This window comes from Oribacterium sp. Sow4_G1_1 (assembly GCF_052116105.1).
Classification (GTDB): domain Bacteria; phylum Bacillota; class Clostridia; order Lachnospirales; family Lachnospiraceae; genus Oribacterium.
Genome location: NZ_JBQKLS010000001.1, coordinates 1 through 17,049 on the forward strand (window position 1 = coordinate 1; position 17,049 = coordinate 17,049).

Consider the following 17,049-nt stretch of genomic DNA (forward strand, 5'->3'; position numbering starts at 1 on the left):
AAAAATAACATCAAACAACCCCCCCCCCCCCCCCCCCCCCCCCCCCCCCCCCCCCCCCCCCCCCCCCCCCCCCCCCCCCCCCCCCCCCCCCCCCGGTACTAGCGTTCGCATATTAAGGCTCGGAAACCTCGAAAATCATATCACCATAGCTCGGATACGGCCACAGATCCTTATCCACGATCTGCTCCAGCTCATCGACCGGTGTACGCAGTGCCCGCATATCCGGCACGATCGTATCGTGGTATGCCCGTGCCTTCTTCTCGGCATCCTTCTCCGGGCCATACAGCTCGACATCCTGCAGCAGCTTCGTTCTTGCCTGCTCCATATCCGAAAGCAGCTTCGACGCATGCAGCAGAAGTCCCTTCTGAACCGATACATCCGCCTCCGGGCATGCCTCGCTCACCTTGCGGATCGAATCGGCGAGACGCGTGGTGTAGTGGATAACCGCCGGGATGATCTGCTTGCCGGAGATATTGATCATCGCACGTGCCTCGATATTGATGACCTTCGAGTACTGCTCGTACTCGACCTCCTCACGGCTCACCAGCTCGGCCTCTGTATAGATACCGAACTCCTTAAAGAGCTTGATCGCCTTCTCGGTGGTCAGGGCCGGAATCGCATCCACCATGGACGGAAGATTCGGAAGACCTCTGCGCTCTGCCTCCTCTACCCACTCCTCGGAGTAGCCGTTTCCGTTAAAGATGATCCGCTGGTGCTCCGTCAGGAGCTTCTTGATGTAATCATGACACGCATCGCTGAAGTTCTCTGCCTTCTCCAGTACGTCGGCGGCTTCCTTAAACTGCTCAGCGACGATAGCGTCGAGGATAATGTTCGCACTTGCGATGGACTCGGCCGAACCCACCATACGGAACTCGAACTTGTTACCGGTAAAGGCAAACGGTGACGTACGGTTACGATCGGTGACATCCGCATAGAGATCCGGCATGGTGTTGACACCGGTCGGAAGGATCTTGCCCTGCTTCGACTCGGTCGCATAGCCGGTACCGATCAGCTGCTCCACGACATCCTCGAGCTGGGTGCCGATGAACGCAGAAACGATCGCTGGTGGTGCCTCATCCGCACCGAGACGATGCTCGTTTCCGACATCCGCCGCACTGAGACGAAGGAGATCCGCATGCTTATCGACCGCGGCCAGTACGCAGGAAAGAACCAGAAGGAACTGAATGTTCTCATGCGGTGTCTCGCCAGGATACATCAGATTGATGCCATCATCCGTTACGAGCGACCAGTTGTTGTGCTTACCGGAACCATTGACACCGGAGAACGGCTTCTCATGGAGCAGGCACTCGAGACCATGGCGTGGTGCGGTCTTCTTCATGACCTCCATCACCAGCTGGTTATGGTCGACCGCAAGGTTCGCCTCATCATAGACCGGTGCCAGCTCATGCTGTGCCGGTGCGACCTCGTTGTGCTCCGTCTTCGCGGTGACGCCGAGCTTCCAGAGCTGCACATCCACATCGCGCATGAAGGCGGCGATGCGATGACGGATGGAACCGAAGTAGTGGTCATCGAGCTCCTGGCCCTTCGCCGGCATCACGCCGAAGAGGGTACGCCCCGTATAGATGAGGTCCTTCCGCTTCAGATACTTGTTCCGGTCGATCAGGAAATACTCCTGCTCTGCACCGACGGATGGCTTCACCGACTTCGATGTCGTGTTACCGAACAGACGGAGAATACGCAGTGCCTGCTCATTGATCGCCTGCATGGAGCGAAGCAGCGGGGTCTTCGTATCCAGCGCCTCACCACCGAAGGAACAGAAGGAGGTCGGGATGCAAAGTGTTACGATTTCGCCATTCTCTCCCTCGCGACGAAGGAAGGCCGGGCTGGTGCAGTCCCAGATGGTGTAGCCTCTCGCCTCAAAGGTCGCACGAAGTCCACCGGACGGAAATGAAGAAGCATCGGCCTCACTGCGGACCAGCTCCTTGCCGGAGAACTCCATGATGACCTTACCGTCGGCATCGGCGGCCGAGATAAAGGAATCATGCTTCTCTGCGGTGATCCCGGTCAGCGGCTGGAACCAGTGCGTGTAATGGGTCGCACCGTTCTCGAGTGCCCACTCCTTCATCGCCTGCGCAACCGCATCCGCGATGGTCGGATCGAGCTCGTAGCCCTCTGTGATGGTCTTCTTCAGCTTCTTATAGACTGCCTTCGGAAGACGCTCCTGCATCACCTTGTCGTTAAAGACATCCTCACCGAAAATTTCCGTAACATTTATAACTTCACTCATTCATTGTCTCCTTCTACTCCCCTATGAAAGGCAGGACATAGTGCGTGAAAAGAACCCGTCCCAGGATCTGGGACAGGTTCTAAAAGTAACCGTTAGATTAAGCCTTGTGTGCGGAACCGAATACAGCGATACGTGCCTTGCACTCCTCGATGATGGCCTCTGCACCCGGCTTCAGAAGCTTACGAGGATCGTAGCCCTTACCCTGAAGATCCTTACCAGCCTCGATGTACGCTCTGGTCGCCTTGGCAAATACGATCTGAAGCTCGGTATTTACGTTGATCTTTGAAACACCGAGAGAAATGGCCTTCTGGATCATCTCATCCGGGATACCGGAACCACCATGCAGAACCATCGGAAGATCACCGATCTGCTCCTTGATGGCTGCGAGTACATCGAAGTCGAGACCCTGCCAGTCTGCCGGATATACACCGTGGATGTTACCGATACCAGCTGCAAGGAAGTCTACACCGAGATCTGCGATGCGCTTGCACTCTGCAGGATCTGCCTTCTCACCGGCAGAGGTAACACCATCCTCTACACCACCGATACCGCCGACCTCAGCCTCCAGGCTGCAGCCATGCTCGTGTGCGAGCTTTACGAGCTCCTTGGTCTTCTCCACGTTCTCGTCGATGTCATAGTGTGAGCCATCGAACATAACTGACGTAAAGCCGGCCTCGATGCAAGCCTTCGCTCCATCGTATGTGCCGTGGTCAAGGTGAAGTGCCACCGGAACGGTGATGCCGAGCTCCTCAACCATCGCCTTTACCATCGCAGCAACGGTCTTAAAGCCGGTCATGTACTTGCCTGCACCCTCGGATACACCGAGGATTACCGGAGACTGCACCTCCTCGCATGCAAGCAGTACAGACTTCGCCCACTCCAGATCGTTGATGTTGAAGTGTGGTACAGCATAGTGACCAGCCAGTGCCTTATCAAGCATTCCCTTAGCGTTAACTAACATTGTATTTCCTCCTAATAAAACAGCATTTAGAAACTATGTGAATATATTAACACAGCCTGCATTGTATTTCTATAGAAACATAGACAAGCTCTACTTCGTTTTCCATGTTTCCTATACACATTTTCACTAAACACATCCCTGTCGCTCTCTCACAGGCACGATGCGCTCTCTGAAAAATCTCAGACGAAGAGGAAGTCCTCGACCATCTTTTTCATCTCGGAAATCTCGCAGACCTCGCTGTGACGGATCGCTGCGTTTCGTACCTCACGAATCGCACGTGGCTCCGGCACACCGGAAATCTCCGACAGCTGGTCGATGACAGCGAACACATCCTGATGCTCCACATCGTACCCAAGGGCCTTCATCACATTCGGTGCAAACTTATACGGGCTTGCGGTCGATGCGACCACGGTCTTACGGGTATCGCCCGTCTTTTCAGCATACTGCTTATAGACGGCAGATGCAACTGCTGTATGCGGATCCAGTACATATCCGGCCTCTTCCTTCAGATCACGGATGGTCTTAAAGACCTCCGGCTCCTCTGCGAAGCCACCGACGAAGTCCGCCATGAACTGACGCATATCTTCACTCACTTCATACACACCCTTCGTACGAAGGTCCTCCATGAGCTGTGCGGTCTTCACACTGTTGCAGCCGGTGCTGAGATAGATAAGGCGCTCCAGGTTCGAGGAGATCAGGATATCCATCGACGGGCTGGAGGTAAGGATAAACGGACGGTTCCGATTATACTCACCGGTACCGAAGAAGTCCGTCAATACCTTATTTTCGTTGGATGCGCAGATCAGCTTCTCGATCGGCACCCCCATGTGCTTCGCGAGATACGCTGCCAGGATATTACCGAAGTTACCGGTCGGGACGCAGACATCGATCTTCTCACCCTCTGCGGCATCACCAGCCTGAAGCATCTGACCATATGCATAGACATAGTAGACCACCTGCGGAACCAGACGGCCTATGTTGATGGAGTTTGCCGAGCTCAGAACGACGCCCTGTGCCTTCAGCTTCTGTGCAAATGCCTGATCATGGAAGATCTGCTTCACACCGGTCTGGGCATCATCGAAGTTGCCACGGATCGCTGCTGCGTGGGTATTCTTCCCCGGTTCGGTCCGCATCTGCAGCTCCTGGAAACGGGAAACACCTCCATACGGATAGAATACGATGATTTCCGTACCCGGTACATCCGCGAAGCCGGCCATCGCCGCCTTTCCGGTATCACCGGAGGTCGCGGTCAGGATCACGATACGATCCGTCACCTGATTCTTCCGTGCACTGGTCACCATCAGGTGTGGGAGGATGGAGAGGGCCATATCCTTAAATGCGATGGTTTTTCCGTGAAACAGCTCGAGGTACCATGCGCCGCCCTTCTTTACCAGCGGTGCGATCTTCGGATCCTCGAACTTCTCATCGTAGGCCGCACAGATACAGTGACGGAGCTCCTCCTCGGTAAAATCCGTGAAAAACTCCTTCATAATCTCATACGCAAGATCCTGATATGAAAGCGTGCTTAATTCCGAAAGTGACTTCGTAAGTACCGGCAGTTTCTCCGGCATGAAAAGACCACCATCCGACGCGAGCCCCTTCAGAATGGCCTCCGATGCGCGGAGGCCATTCTCTCCCCCTCGGGTACTGTTGTAAAGCATGCGGCTACCTCCCATTTTTATATACATGTATGTTTAACTGACTGCTTCTATCCTTCATCGGCCGACCTCGACCGTGAGGGGCGGTTAATCGGCTCCGTTCTCCAGTGTATCGAGAATCTTCTGAATCTTCGTACGCATGAGATCGAAGGCGACATCGTTCATACCACTGTTGATGACGATGTCCGCGAGTGCTTTCGTCGGCTCGACATACAGATAGTGCATCGGCTTCACGGTCGTCAGATACTGCTCGGAGATATCCTCGACATGACGGCCACGCTCCTTCACATCACGGATGATGCGACGGATGATACGCTCATCTGCATCGGCTTCCACATAGATTTTAATATCGAAAAGGGAACGAAGCTCCGGATTTTCGAGGACGAGGATGCCCTCGACGATGATGATTCTGCTCGGTCGAAGCTCGGTCGTCTCCTGCGAACGATTATGCTCGGCATAGTTATACACCGGACACTGTACGCACTCGCCGCGCCGAAGTGCCTTCAGATGTGCGATGAGAAGATCCGTTTCGAAGGCATCCGGATGATCGTAGTTCACCTTCTGACGTACCTCAAACGGGATGCCATCGTTCGACTTATAGTAATTATCGTGATAAATCACGGTAACCTGATCACCAAATTCCTTCTTAAGACGATTCGTAAAGGTAGACTTGCCGGAGCCTGAACCACCGGCGATACCGATCATGATACAGTTCATCTTTCACCTCTCCCATCTCTGTTCAATAGATAACATTTAAGCATAAACAGACTTCGTTTTCAAGAATTGCTTTATGTGCATAAAAAGAGAAACAATCGCGATTCCGAGCAGCACCCCGCTGCTGTCAATGAGCACATCGCTCACCCGCCCGGCACGTCCCGGCACAAACAGCTGATGAAACTCATCACTCGCTGCATAGAGAACACCGAGCGGAAAGGCCGTACAGAGCAGCCTTCTCCGCTTCGGTACCACCGCTACCGACAGTGCACTCAGACTGTACAGTATGCCGAGCACCGTATACTCGCTGGCATGGGCGAGCTTCCGCACCGGATAGTCGATCTGCATCGCAAGTTCCCGCTGCTCTCCTGCCGGCCAGTCACGATAGCCCGGCACCACGAGCTCTGCCACGAGCGTACCGGCCCGAAGGCTTGTTTCCGTCGACACATCTGCGTTCTGCTGCGACATCATAAAAATAAACACCATCCATAAGAGGCTCAGCAGGAAGCAGACACGTGCCGCTTTCCGTCGTCTCGGAGCTGCAGCCTGTATTCTGTTTTCCGTGATATCCACCACTTCTTTCATTCTGTTCGTTCTGTCTCCTGTCACTGTCGATCCCGTATGCCATGAGCCGAAATCTATCCCTGCGGTCGAAGCATAGGACATCTTCTGTCCTTGCCGCTCTTTCGTCTACGCTTTCCGGCGTACCGGATGCGGCTTCAGCTGTCGCATACTGAAGCCGAGTGCCAGAAGCGACAGAAGCATAAAAAACAGGAGGGCGATGACATACGCCTGTACCCCACCGATGCCGAAGCGTCCACGGAACTGAACGAACAGCAGCGCGGCCAGGATGCAGAGCGCCATGCCGGCATACGACACCAGCGTGGCGGCCGTTGTGATATAGATACTGACACTGACGAGTATGCCGATGCTCGTGGACAGCAGCGCGCATACGAAGGCCGTAAGCAGGTACATCAGGATATCGAAGAAGGTAATACCGCCATAGATGTATACGGTTGCGAAGATCGGAAGTGCCGTCGCAACGAGCAGCATCAGTGTACTCATCACACTCATCAGCTTGCCGATGATGATATCCGCCGGTGTCAGCTGAGTCGTCAGCAGAAGCCCCAGTGAACGCTGGTCCCGCTCACTGGCAACGGAGGACGCGGCCAGTGCCGGCGCGAGCAGAAGCACGAGCAGAAGCTCCAGCAGTGCTGCGATATAGTAGATACGCAGGAAGCTCTGATACGCGATCTCCCCCGTCAGCTCCGCCGTCGAGACGATATAAAACAGATTGATCAGAATCAGGATGCTCAGTCCCCCGTTCAGGAGTGTCACAAGCAGCGGAAGCGTCAGACTACGTGCATTGATGAGCTCATCCCTCCGGAAAATCGGATTCCGCTTCATAGTATGTCACCCTCCTTTCTTCACGTGCACCGGTCAGCTGCAGGAAAAGAGATTCCAGGTCGCCCTTCTCCCGATGGAAGCCGCGTACCGGCACACCCGCCTCGATCAGTCGACGAAGCAGTGCCGATTCCTCCTTCTGTGAGCCCGCATACGTAATCAGCAGATTCTTATCCCGGATACTGATCGATTTCACCAGACGATCATGCTTCAGTGTCTGCATCGCCGAGCTCAGATTTCCTGCGATGCTGATGATGATCGGATTCGACGCATCCACCCGATCCAGCACCTCATGGATTTTTCCTTCCATGACCAGACGACCGCGGTCGAGGATGCCGATATCCGTACACAGATCCGAAATCTCCGTCAGTGTACGTGAACTGATCAGGATGGTCTTTTCGGAATCCGCGAGGCTTGCGAGGATCTGCCGGAACTCGAAGCGCGTCGCCGGATCCAGATCGACCGTCGGCTCATCCATAACGAGAATCTTCGGGTCATGGATCAACGCACGGGCCAGGCTCAGCTTCTGCTGCATTCCCCGGCTCAGCGAATCCATATACTGCCCCTGCCGATCACGTAACCCGACGAGATCGAGCAGCATCTGAATCTGTCGCTTCGTCTTCACACCGGACAGATCATAGCAGTCCGCAAAAAAGTCCATATACTCTGATACACGAAGGTTCGGGTAGGCACCGATGCGATCCGGCACATATCCGATGCGGCGCTTCAGGCGACGCACATCCGCGCCTGCCTCCATATCATCGATCAGGACCTGGCCGCTGTCCGGATATACGAGTCCGAGCAGCATACGAAGTGCCGTGGTTTTCCCGGCACCATTCGGTCCGACGAGTGCATACAGTGCGCCATCCTCCACATGCATCGTGAGCCCATCGAGCGCTGTCACATGGCCGTAGCTCTTTTTGACATTTTCAAAAGAAATCATGGATACGCTCCTTTCTCATCCGTGGCTGACCCCCCATACAGATTCTTTCCGATCTCATCCGATGCCGGGCTCTGTTTCCTCCGACACACTGCCTTCCCCGACATACTCGGATGCCTCAAGTTCAGCCGCATCGATCATCTCCACCGGCTTTTCTTCTGTATTCCGTGCCGTCACGGTCAGCATCGGGAGATACCGTCGCTCATCGATCCCCGTGTTCTCCTCACTCGAGGTATAGCGCACGATGAGTATGTTGTCCTCATCGAGATAGCTGTTAAGCTGTGCCCGCGTCAGCACACCGTTTCCGATATCGATGACATCGAAGCCGCCGGTCGTATAATTATAGAAGCTCATGCTGCCACGGAACGGACGCACGCTGCCGATGGACTTCGCCTCCCCCGCATCTTCCGCCGAAAGACTCTCGATTGTGAGAGTCGTGATGTCACTGCCCTCGCCGAGATGGTACTCAAGCGTCGTCGGCCATGCACTCGCGACCGTGTTCTCCGTCGCATCATAATCACCCGACTGGATCTGCGGATCCGTCGAGAGTGCACTGTAGCTGTAGACATCCCCCACGCGGGTACTGAACGGCAGAGAGGAAACCACCATCGTGAAGCCATAGCTGTCGATATCCGTCTGCTCTGTGAAATCCAGTGGCTGCTTCTCTGGATTCTCCTCCCGGACGCAGCCGACGATGCGCGCATCACTGAAATAGCCGTTCAGGCTGTTCATCAGATAGTAGCGAAGGAAGCTCTGCCAGCCTCCGCTGGTGACACTGGCGGCGATTTTCCGGCTGTCACCCACCGGCACATTGATGGTCTCACAGCTTCCGAGGTCAATGCTGGCACCGGCATCCAGACGTCCGATCCGGATCACCTTTCCATAGATCAGCAGTGCCGCATCGCCGAGGTCATAGGCCGTACCATTTGTGAGCGTGCCACGTACACTGCCGTCCGCAAAGACGATATCCGACTGGAAGCTTCCATCGGCGTTCGGCATGTTGTTGTGAAGCTCGAAGTAACGGGCCGCAAACGGTGCCGCGTTCTGAATCGTGATCGTCTTTTTCTCACGACCGTTATCGATGCTCGTATGACTTACATTCTCCTCCATAGACAGCAGTCCCTGGATATCGCCTGTAAAGTCCGCGCCCTTCAAGATTGGATACACATCATACTCGGTCTTCACCGGAAGCTCATAGCTTCGGTAGTAGGGTGAGCGCAGATTCAGATAATCCGTCTCATCGACGCTCTCCGCCGAGATGTTTTTCAGACGGACACAGGTCAGGAACGGCCCCATGAAACGTGTGCCGAGTCCCATGACATACACGAGAATGATCGTCAGCGCCGTCACCAGCAGGACGCCCGGACGGTACATCCGAAGGACCTCCCGTTCACGCATGAAAAAGTAAAGTCCTGGACCGATCAGAAGAACATAGGCAGCGAGAATGACGGCATAGAGCAGTGGCTTCGGCACCTTTCGGAGATCACTCAGGTTCATAAGCTCCTGTACATTCCAGTAGCGGGCGAGACTCCGCTCCGAAGCCGTGATCGAGAGATTTTCGAGACGCGTTTTCCCGAGAACAGCAGAAAAGAGCTGGTCGATGTATCCACTCTGATCCGTGGCGAAACGCGTAAGGTCACAGAAATCATACCCGCTGATGGCGACGATACCCGCACCCTCCGAGATCTCCGAAACGATCGGCACACCATCCGAAAGCACGACCTCCTGTCCACCCTTGATCTGAACCGGGGAGGCCGTCAGTGAGAGGAATTCCAGATCTCCGTTCTCGTGATACGCGTTCCCCATTTCGAGACTCATCTCCGTCGGCTGAAGTGCATTTCGTAGATACCCTGCGTAGTATGGGCTCAGGGCATCCTCCCCACGCGCTCCTGTTCCCAGCAGCAGGATACCGCCATCCCGTACCCACTGTGCGATGACCTCTGCCTCGTTCTTACGTATCCTCTTCATCGAAAAGTTCGAAATCAGAAGAACGTCCAGCTGATCGAGCTCGTTTTCTGAATCTGGCAGATCATCGACCGGCAGAATCACACTCCGGGTCCTGAGAATACCGTTATTGATCCCCACATTATCCAGATAACTGAGCGCCTCTGGATGATCGGAGATGATCCCGATGATAAGCTCTGCATCGGAGCCTGCGACATCGAGGCCGATCCGCCGTGAGCCCAGCGTATGCCCCTCTCTGTCCTCCGCCGTCACCAGCAGCTGGCTGATACCGGAGCTGAGTGACACGGTTACATTCAGCGTATCCGAGGAACCGCCCTCGACGATTTTCTGATAGCGGTACTCATAGACACTGTCCTCCGACTCAACCATATAGACATGGATATAGCCGGAGAAGGTACTCTCCTGATGGTTTTCGATGCCGATGCTGAGCGGCAGACGTCGGCCGGCTTTCGCTGTGTTCTGATAGCCATAGGTCACCGAGAGATCGACGGTATCCGCATAGCTACGCACTGAAAACAGAAGCAGCAGGCAGAGCAGGGTCAGTATGAACCACAGCCCCCGGCCGGTACTGCGGAAGCCAGATAGACGATATGAAATTCGCTGCATCGACATACTTCGCTTATATCCGGAACTCAAAATGTTCTCTCCCCATCAAAATGAATCTTCAGTCGGACCGTGAAGACCGTTCCCGAAAGATCTGAAGAAACCGACACCGTACCATGATGCATATCGGTGATGTTCTTGACGATGGCCAGACCGAGGCCCGTTCCACCGGGACCGGACGCGTTCGTCCGGCTGTGATCCGTCCGATAAAAGCGGTCGAAAATCAGCGGCAGCTCATTTGCCGGAATCACATAACCGTAATTCACGATTTTGATCGTCACGATCTCTCGATCCGCCCGGAGATTGACCCGGACACGCTTTCCTTCCTTACCGTACTTGATGGCATTGCCGATCAGATTGTCGAAAAGTCGTGCCAGCAGATCACCATCGGCTTCGATGATCTGCGACTTCCGATTCGATACGAAATCATAGCTGAGGCCGTTTTTCTGAAAATTCGGGTAGCTCTCCTCGAGAAGCTGTGCCAGCAGCTCGACGATGTCCACCTTCGCCACGTTCATATTGATTTTTCCATAGGATAGCTTCGTGAAGCCGAACAGCTCCTCGATCAGCTTCTGAAGGCGTACCGACTTGTTGTAGGCGATGTCCAGATACTTCTGCTGCATCTCCGGTGAGAGCTTCTGATTCTTCCGAAGCAGCTCGAGATATCCGAGGATAGAAGTCAGCGGTGTCCTGAGATCATGTGCGACATTGGTAATCAGATCCGTCTTCGACTGCTCCGATGTCCGCTCCTTATCGATGAGCTCCTGGATATCCTCCTCCATACGATTCAGATTTTCGGCGATATCCGTGAGTTCCCCCTCCCCCTCCAGCTCCAGGCGGGTACTGAGATCCCCCTCGGAAATCTGCTTCACTGCACGGGCGATCGTCTCGACATCCCGCGCCATCTTTCGTTGCAAAAGCAGGAAAATCAGGGAAAACAGGAGAATTCCGAGCAGCACAAAAAGCAGGACACTGATGGTCGAGCCGAGCGCGAAGCGCTGCAGGGCCTGAGAATCGTTTCCTGTCTGATAAAGAAAGCTGGTGATGGCTGTAAGATTCGTGATGAGAAACACGAGGAGGATGATCGTAATCACCGACGCGATGCCGATATGTGCCATCAGCTGCATCATATAGCCATGCCCATGGGTATGATTTTTCTGCTCGTTCTTATCTTTTTCCAAGGTCGTGATGCTTACTTCTCGATCTTATAACCGATGCCCCAGACGGTCGAGATGATCTTGTTCTCGCGGCTCTCCTCCCGCAGCTTTCCACGCAAACGGCGGATGTGCACCATCACCGTGTTGTTGGCCTCATAAACCTTTTCATCCCATACCTTTTCGAAGATCTCATCGGTGGAGAACACCTTGCCCGGATGGGATGCCAGCAGGAACAGAATCTCGAACTCGATCGGCGTCAGCTTGATTTCCTCGCCGTCCACCAGTACACGATGATTATCCTTGTTGATGGTGAGGTCACGGATCGTGATCTCACTGCTGGCGAACTGATCCGCTGCGTTCGGGTTCAGCTGCGTATATCGGCGAAGCTGTGACTTCACGCGTGCCGTCAGCTCCAGCGGATTAAACGGCTTCGTCACATAATCGTCCGCACCGCCGGTGAGGCCGACGATCTTATCGAGGTCCGTGGACTTCGCCGACAACATGATGATCGGGATGTTGGACTTCGTCCGGATCTTCCGGCACATCTCGAGACCGTTCATGCCCGGCATCATGATGTCGAGCAGCACGAGATGGATCTCCTGCTCATCGAGGATCTTCAGGCCCTCTTCTGCATTGTAGGCCTTAAATACCTTATATCCGTCACTGACGAGATAGATCTCCACCAGCTCTGCGATTTCCTTTTCATCGTCAACGACGAGCACACTAATCTGTGACATAGTTACTCCTTTCCGTAATTCCCCAGGATACGAAGGGATGTGATCTGATCCTCGAGTCCGGCGAGTGCATTGATGACATTCGGCATGGACAGGTTTCCCTCGAGATCGACGAAGAAGCGATACTCGAACGGCTTCTCCTGAATCGGCCGGGACTGGATCATCAGCATATTGACATCATTGAATATAAAATTACCCAGTGCATTATAGAGCGTACCCGGCTTATGTGCTGTTTCGAAGCAGATACTGATCTTCTCTGCATCCGCTGTATAGACGCGCTCACGGCCGAGCACGATAAAGCGGGTCGTGTTGCTCTTTTCCTGATTGACTCCATGCTGCAGAATCGTCAGTCCATACAGCTCCGCAGAGAGCTCGGAGGCGAGTGCTGCGCAGCACGGATCCTGATGATCCCGGACGTACGCTGCAGCGACTGCGGTGTTCAGCACCGGCACCGCCTCGATCTCCGGATGTGCCTCCAGAAAGGCCGCGCACTGACCGAGTGCCTGTGGATGTGAGTAGATCCGCTTCAGTCCGTCCACGCTGGCGCCCGCCACGCTCATCAGCGCATGCGCCACATGCAGATCGACCTCCTCGACGATCGCGAGCGACGGATAGCGCACCAGAAGATCGAAAATATCTGAAACTGCCCCATGACTGGAATTCTCGATCGGAAGCACTGCGTAGTCCGCCTGTTCCTCCACGACCTCGTCCATGGCATCCTTCCATGTTTTCACATGGCGGAGTGCTGTCTCCGTGCCGAAGCACTGTCGTGCCGCAAGATGGGCATACGCACCCTCGACGCCCTGATAAACGACGCGCTTTCCACTCTTCGGAATCGCATCGAGCTTCTCGAAATCCGCATGGAAGCTCTTGCCATGTGCAGACAGAATACCGAACTGCCGGCGTCTCGAAATCGTCATCATCTGCTGATAGAGCTCCCGGATCGCCTTCCGATCGAAATCCGTATCGAGATAGGACTGTACGGTATCCAGCTTCTGCGCCTCCCGTACTGGATCAAATACCGCTTTGCCGGTTTCGATCTTATACTCTGCCACCTTTTCGCAGAGGTCCATCCGCTGCTTATAAAGCTCTGTAATCTGGTAATCCAGTACATCGAGCTGGTCACGAATCTTTAAAAGTGCGTTTTTTTCTTCCATGTAATGACCCTTTAGTCTTTCTCTTCTGCCAGCAGTGTCTGGATATCCGCCTTCACCCTCGCCTGAACACAGGCGCCGATGTGCTTCTGCTCCTCTGCACCGAGGTTTTTCACCTCGATCGGAGCACCGATGCGCACCTTGATATGCTTCGGTCTGATCGCCGGGAACTGCGCCTCCAGAATATCGCGTGTTCCGATCATCGATACCGGCACGATCTTACATCCGGTCTTCTCTGCCACCTTGAAGGAGCCCTCCTTAAAGGTCTCCATGTCGAGCTCTGTCGCACCTTCTGAACGGGTGCCCTCCGGGTAGATCCAGATGGACTGCCCCTCCCGCACCTGCTTGATGGCCGTGATGATGACCTTCAGGGACTGCTTCAGATTATTTCGATCCATAAACAGACAGCCGAGCTCGTCCATCCAGCGCTTCAACGGCCGGATCTTCTCGATCTCTGCCTTCGCGATGAAGCCGGTCGGGCGGTCCACCAGGGTATAGGCGATGATGACATCGAAATACGAGCGGTGATTTCCGACGAACAGGACACCCTCGTCCTTCGGGATCGACGTGAGGTTTTCCATTCCCTCAACCTCCACCGTCACATGGGCTGTTTTCAGAATCTTCCGGAAGATGCCCTGCACGAGCGGCAGAGTATACTCCGCGCGCTTCTTCGGGTCCTGGATCGCCTCGATCTTTCTACGGTAGTAAAGACTTCCGAAGGTCAAAAAAAACAGTACATTTGCTAAAACTGCGATCGTATACAGCATATCGACTCCTTATGTGCGCTTCCATACTTCTGCACGTTCCGGCAGAAAGCATGCATACGCAGCTGTGTATCTGTAAACACCCGGTTTCAGGGTGCCTGGTCACATAGTTTCGAACGTTTCATCCGCCTGTGCGCTTACAATACATCCGAAAAATGCGGACGGAGCTTACGGAAAAACGAGAGGCCGACGAAGAAAATCACGAGCGTCACCACCCAGAAGTAAATGCCGAGGGTCGGGCGCATCCAGAACCCGGCTCCCGTCAGCATGGAATCACGGTACCCCGCCACGATATAGTAGAGCGGATTCAGCTTCAGCAGGGTTCCGACCCATGGTGCACGGCTCGTAAAGAGGGTTTCATCGTACATGATCGGGCACATCCAGATACCGAACTGGAGGCAGATTCCGACGATCTGCTGCATGTCCTTAAAGAAGACATTGACCGCACTCGTGAGATAGCCGAGACCCAGCACCAGCACGGAAGCAGCGAAGCTGTAGTAGATGATCTGGAGCCAGCTGAGCATCGGGGTTTTGCCGGACACGAGGAAGGCGACCAGCATGATCACGATGAAACAGAGGTGAACGAAAAAGCAGGACGCGAGCTTGATGATCGGAAGGAGCTCCACCGGGAAGACGACCTTCTTCACGAGGTAGCTGTACTCCTGCAGGATGCCGGTCAAGGTGTTCAGGCTCTCACTGAAGAAGAACCAGGGCACGAGGCCCGGAATCAGCCAGATCACGTAGCTCGTGTTCGGCACCGGCGGCGCGGACTTGAAACCATAGGGTCCGAAGATGAACGCATAGATGGTCACCGTCGCGAGCGGCTGGAGAAACATCCAGATGATGCCGAAGTAGGAGCCGACGAAGCGCTTACGAAAATCGGACTTTGCAAGGTCCAGGATCATCCGACGCTTCTCGGCCATGTGCTGTAATAATTCGATAAATGCTTTCATGTATAGTTTATTCTTTCCATCTTCCTGTGTTTATGTGAACACTTTATTATACCACCTTTCAGGCCCGCTGCACAACGGTGAGGAAACAGCCGAGGAGCACGAGTGCATCCATCAGCAGCATCACGCTGAGAAGCAGTGCGTCGAGCCCGATGCCGACGCGGCCAATCACCCGCAGGCGGTGGAGCCGTGGTGTACGAAATGCCAGCAGCAGAACCGGAAGGAACGGCAGGAAATAGCGTCCCTGAACGCCCAGGATATAGAAGGTATCCGCCGGTGTATAGGCGAGCAGCATGCTGACCATCAGGATGAAGCCGAGGAGCAGAAATACGAGAACCATCCACACTCTCCGTGGGATGGACAGTGTCGGTTCCTCCCGGCGTCCGGTGATGGCCAGCAGCAGTGTACCTGTCCAGAAGAGCACAAGCATCGGCACTGGCGTCGCCAGTCCCCGGTCGAAGGCGCCGAGCCACATGCCGACGGTCGTACCGAGGAACTGTCCACCCAGGATCTGAAGTGTATTCCGTATGATGCGGAACACGAGCGTCCGGTCATGGATGAGCTCGGCGAGGTCATGTAGCTTCACTGTGTTCACGTCGCCGGAAGAGGTAAATTCCGGTGCCTGTGTCACGCCGGAAGCATTGACATAACGGAGGACCTCCCGGAAATTCACGAGAAGGATGGAGCCGACGATCAGCGCACCGATGAGGAGTACGGACAGGATCCACTTCGGCCACGGCCTCGCGCCCCACTTCTGAACCGGGATCAGGAGGCAGAGAAGGAAGAGCGTCGCGTAGATCATCTTGCACGGGGACAGCAGCAGCGCGAGTGCGGAAAGCTCGATCACGTTTTTCCGCGTGATACCGGTCGATGGCTTCGCGAGCGCGAGATCGAGGATCACGGCGGTCAGATAAAAGCTGAGCGCGATGATATAGCTGTCGTAGCTGTAGCTACCAGCGAGCTCAAGGGTCATCGGAAAGAGCGAGATCGCGAAGAAGAGCTCTTTTCCGATCGGCGTACGGCGGACGGTCATCGCGCCGAGGGTCGCAAACAGGAGGAGGTTCATGAAGCGGCCGAGCAGCACGAGGCCGACGGCGCTGAGCTTCAGAAGGCGGGCGAGGGTGATGCCGAGGGCCGGCAGGAGGTACGCACATGGGGTCGTCTTCACCGGCTGCTGCAACGTGATACTGGTCCCGGTCTCCGTCGCGTGGAAAAGGCCCTTCTCATGCATCGCTTCATACACCGAGCGGTCAAGTGTCTGCCCGAGCACCGTAGCTTTACATGGGTCATCGTCGCCCGGCCAGTTGACGAGGTACTCGTCCTCCTCGCGGATGCGGACGTGGCCGTCTTCATCCCGGACCGACTGCCCCATCATCTGGTTAGACAGCGCATAGGCTCCGGTGAAGTGCAGGATCTCGTCCGGTGCGGAAAGCGGCGGAAGTGTGCACATGAAAACAAGCCCCATTGAGAACACCGCGATGAAGTAGATCTGGTGAAGCTTCCATCTGGATTTTTTAAACAGGCAGAGGCAGGTCGCGATGATCACGCATAGCGCGATCATCAGGCAGACGAAACGGCCGATCAGGAACTGATCGCCGGTGCCGATGAAACTCTGAAAAAGATGCAGCATATAATTCCTTCTGTATTATTCTCGGACGTAAATCGGAGATGAAGCCCGCTACTCACTTAGTTCAAAGTACAGAACCTTTCGGATCGTTCGTGGCTGCCATAACAGGCAAGCCTGTATGTCATCCACGGACGATCCGATAGAACCTGTTCTTTGAATGCGCAATTAAG

Annotated in this window: 14 protein-coding genes; all 14 read right to left on the minus strand. The window is 54.8% G+C overall.

The features are described 5' to 3' along the window. Positions 1 to 112 precede the first annotated feature (112 nt). Positions 113 to 2,248 carry a glutamine synthetase III family protein gene (locus ACTQ52_RS00005; protein ID WP_441981412.1) on the minus strand — a complete coding sequence of 712 codons (2,136 nt, stop codon included), beginning with the start codon at positions 2,246 to 2,248 and terminating at the stop codon, positions 113 to 115. 97 nt (positions 2,249 to 2,345) lie between these two features. Beyond that, positions 2,346 to 3,209, minus strand: a complete 864-nt coding sequence (fba, locus tag ACTQ52_RS00010; protein ID WP_410042895.1) for a class II fructose-1,6-bisphosphate aldolase — start codon at positions 3,207 to 3,209, stop codon at positions 2,346 to 2,348. Between the two features lie 179 nt (positions 3,210 to 3,388). Next, positions 3,389 to 4,870 (minus strand): threonine synthase, encoded by a 1,482-nt coding sequence (gene thrC, locus ACTQ52_RS00015; protein WP_441981413.1) that lies wholly within the window; start codon positions 4,868 to 4,870, stop codon positions 3,389 to 3,391. Between the two features lie 84 nt (positions 4,871 to 4,954). Next, positions 4,955 to 5,584, minus strand: coding sequence for a uridine kinase (gene udk, locus ACTQ52_RS00020; RefSeq protein ID WP_441981414.1), 630 nt, complete (start codon positions 5,582 to 5,584; stop codon positions 4,955 to 4,957). 36 nt (positions 5,585 to 5,620) lie between these two features. Beyond that, positions 5,621 to 6,166: a VanZ family protein gene (locus ACTQ52_RS00025; protein WP_441981415.1), complete on the minus strand. Its 546-nt coding sequence runs from the start codon at positions 6,164 to 6,166 to the stop codon at positions 5,621 to 5,623. A 105-nt stretch (positions 6,167 to 6,271) separates the two neighbouring features. After that, entirely contained in the window at positions 6,272 to 6,988 is a 717-nt protein-coding gene (locus ACTQ52_RS00030; RefSeq protein WP_441226491.1) for an ABC transporter permease, read from the minus strand. Continuing rightward, on the minus strand, positions 6,957 to 7,928 hold the full coding sequence (locus ACTQ52_RS00035; RefSeq protein ID WP_441981416.1) for an ABC transporter ATP-binding protein: 972 nt from the start codon (positions 7,926 to 7,928) through the stop codon (positions 6,957 to 6,959). Before ACTQ52_RS00035 ends, ACTQ52_RS00030 begins: the two co-directional genes overlap by 32 nt. 54 nt (positions 7,929 to 7,982) lie before the next feature. Further along, complete coding sequence (locus ACTQ52_RS00040) at positions 7,983 to 10,496, minus strand: hypothetical protein (protein ID WP_441981417.1); 2,514 nt, start codon at positions 10,494 to 10,496, stop codon at positions 7,983 to 7,985. Positions 10,497 to 10,522: 26 nt separating this feature from the next. Continuing rightward, positions 10,523 to 11,623 (minus strand): sensor histidine kinase, encoded by a 1,101-nt coding sequence (locus tag ACTQ52_RS00045; protein ID WP_441226575.1) that lies wholly within the window; start codon positions 11,621 to 11,623, stop codon positions 10,523 to 10,525. A gap of 62 nt (positions 11,624 to 11,685) precedes the next feature. After that, positions 11,686 to 12,387: a response regulator transcription factor gene (locus ACTQ52_RS00050; RefSeq protein ID WP_410042887.1), complete on the minus strand. Its 702-nt coding sequence runs from the start codon at positions 12,385 to 12,387 to the stop codon at positions 11,686 to 11,688. 2 nt (positions 12,388 to 12,389) lie between these two features. Beyond that, positions 12,390 to 13,541 (minus strand): prephenate dehydratase, encoded by a 1,152-nt coding sequence (gene pheA / locus ACTQ52_RS00055; protein ID WP_441981418.1) that lies wholly within the window; start codon positions 13,539 to 13,541, stop codon positions 12,390 to 12,392. Positions 13,542 to 13,552: 11 nt separating this feature from the next. Then, positions 13,553 to 14,305 carry a lysophospholipid acyltransferase family protein gene (locus ACTQ52_RS00060; RefSeq protein ID WP_410042885.1) on the minus strand — a complete coding sequence of 251 codons (753 nt, stop codon included), beginning with the start codon at positions 14,303 to 14,305 and terminating at the stop codon, positions 13,553 to 13,555. A gap of 134 nt (positions 14,306 to 14,439) precedes the next feature. Further along, a complete protein-coding gene (locus ACTQ52_RS00065) occupies positions 14,440 to 15,255 on the minus strand; it encodes an ABC transporter permease (protein ID WP_410042884.1) in 816 nt (271 codons plus the stop codon). A gap of 58 nt (positions 15,256 to 15,313) precedes the next feature. After that, the gene (locus ACTQ52_RS00070) at positions 15,314 to 16,882 is read right to left on the minus strand and encodes a DUF2142 domain-containing protein (RefSeq protein WP_441981419.1); all 1,569 of its coding nucleotides are present in this window, start codon (positions 16,880 to 16,882) and stop codon (positions 15,314 to 15,316) included. Positions 16,883 to 17,049 lie beyond the last annotated feature (167 nt).

Excerpts from the sequence above, each read along its gene's own strand:
- ACTQ52_RS00005 (WP_441981412.1), bottom strand. The coding sequence starts at position 2,248 with ATGAGTGAAGTTATAAATGTTACGGAAATTTTCGGTGAGGATGTCTTT.
- fba (WP_410042895.1), bottom strand. The coding sequence starts at position 3,209 with ATGTTAGTTAACGCTAAGGGAATGCTTGATAAGGCACTGGCTGGTCAC.
- thrC (WP_441981413.1), bottom strand. The coding sequence starts at position 4,870 with ATGCTTTACAACAGTACCCGAGGGGGAGAGAATGGCCTCCGCGCATCG.
- udk (WP_441981414.1), bottom strand. The coding sequence starts at position 5,584 with ATGAACTGTATCATGATCGGTATCGCCGGTGGTTCAGGCTCCGGCAAG.
- ACTQ52_RS00025 (WP_441981415.1), bottom strand. The coding sequence starts at position 6,166 with ATGAAAGAAGTGGTGGATATCACGGAAAACAGAATACAGGCTGCAGCT.
- ACTQ52_RS00030 (WP_441226491.1), bottom strand. The coding sequence starts at position 6,988 with ATGAAGCGGAATCCGATTTTCCGGAGGGATGAGCTCATCAATGCACGT.
- ACTQ52_RS00035 (WP_441981416.1), bottom strand. The coding sequence starts at position 7,928 with ATGATTTCTTTTGAAAATGTCAAAAAGAGCTACGGCCATGTGACAGCG.
- ACTQ52_RS00040 (WP_441981417.1), bottom strand. The coding sequence starts at position 10,496 with ATGCAGCGAATTTCATATCGTCTATCTGGCTTCCGCAGTACCGGCCGG.
- ACTQ52_RS00045 (WP_441226575.1), bottom strand. The coding sequence starts at position 11,623 with ATGATGCAGCTGATGGCACATATCGGCATCGCGTCGGTGATTACGATC.
- ACTQ52_RS00050 (WP_410042887.1), bottom strand. The coding sequence starts at position 12,387 with ATGTCACAGATTAGTGTGCTCGTCGTTGACGATGAAAAGGAAATCGCA.
- pheA (WP_441981418.1), bottom strand. The coding sequence starts at position 13,541 with ATGGAAGAAAAAAACGCACTTTTAAAGATTCGTGACCAGCTCGATGTA.
- ACTQ52_RS00060 (WP_410042885.1), bottom strand. The coding sequence starts at position 14,305 with ATGCTGTATACGATCGCAGTTTTAGCAAATGTACTGTTTTTTTTGACC.
- ACTQ52_RS00065 (WP_410042884.1), bottom strand. The coding sequence starts at position 15,255 with ATGAAAGCATTTATCGAATTATTACAGCACATGGCCGAGAAGCGTCGG.
- ACTQ52_RS00070 (WP_441981419.1), bottom strand. The coding sequence starts at position 16,882 with ATGCTGCATCTTTTTCAGAGTTTCATCGGCACCGGCGATCAGTTCCTG.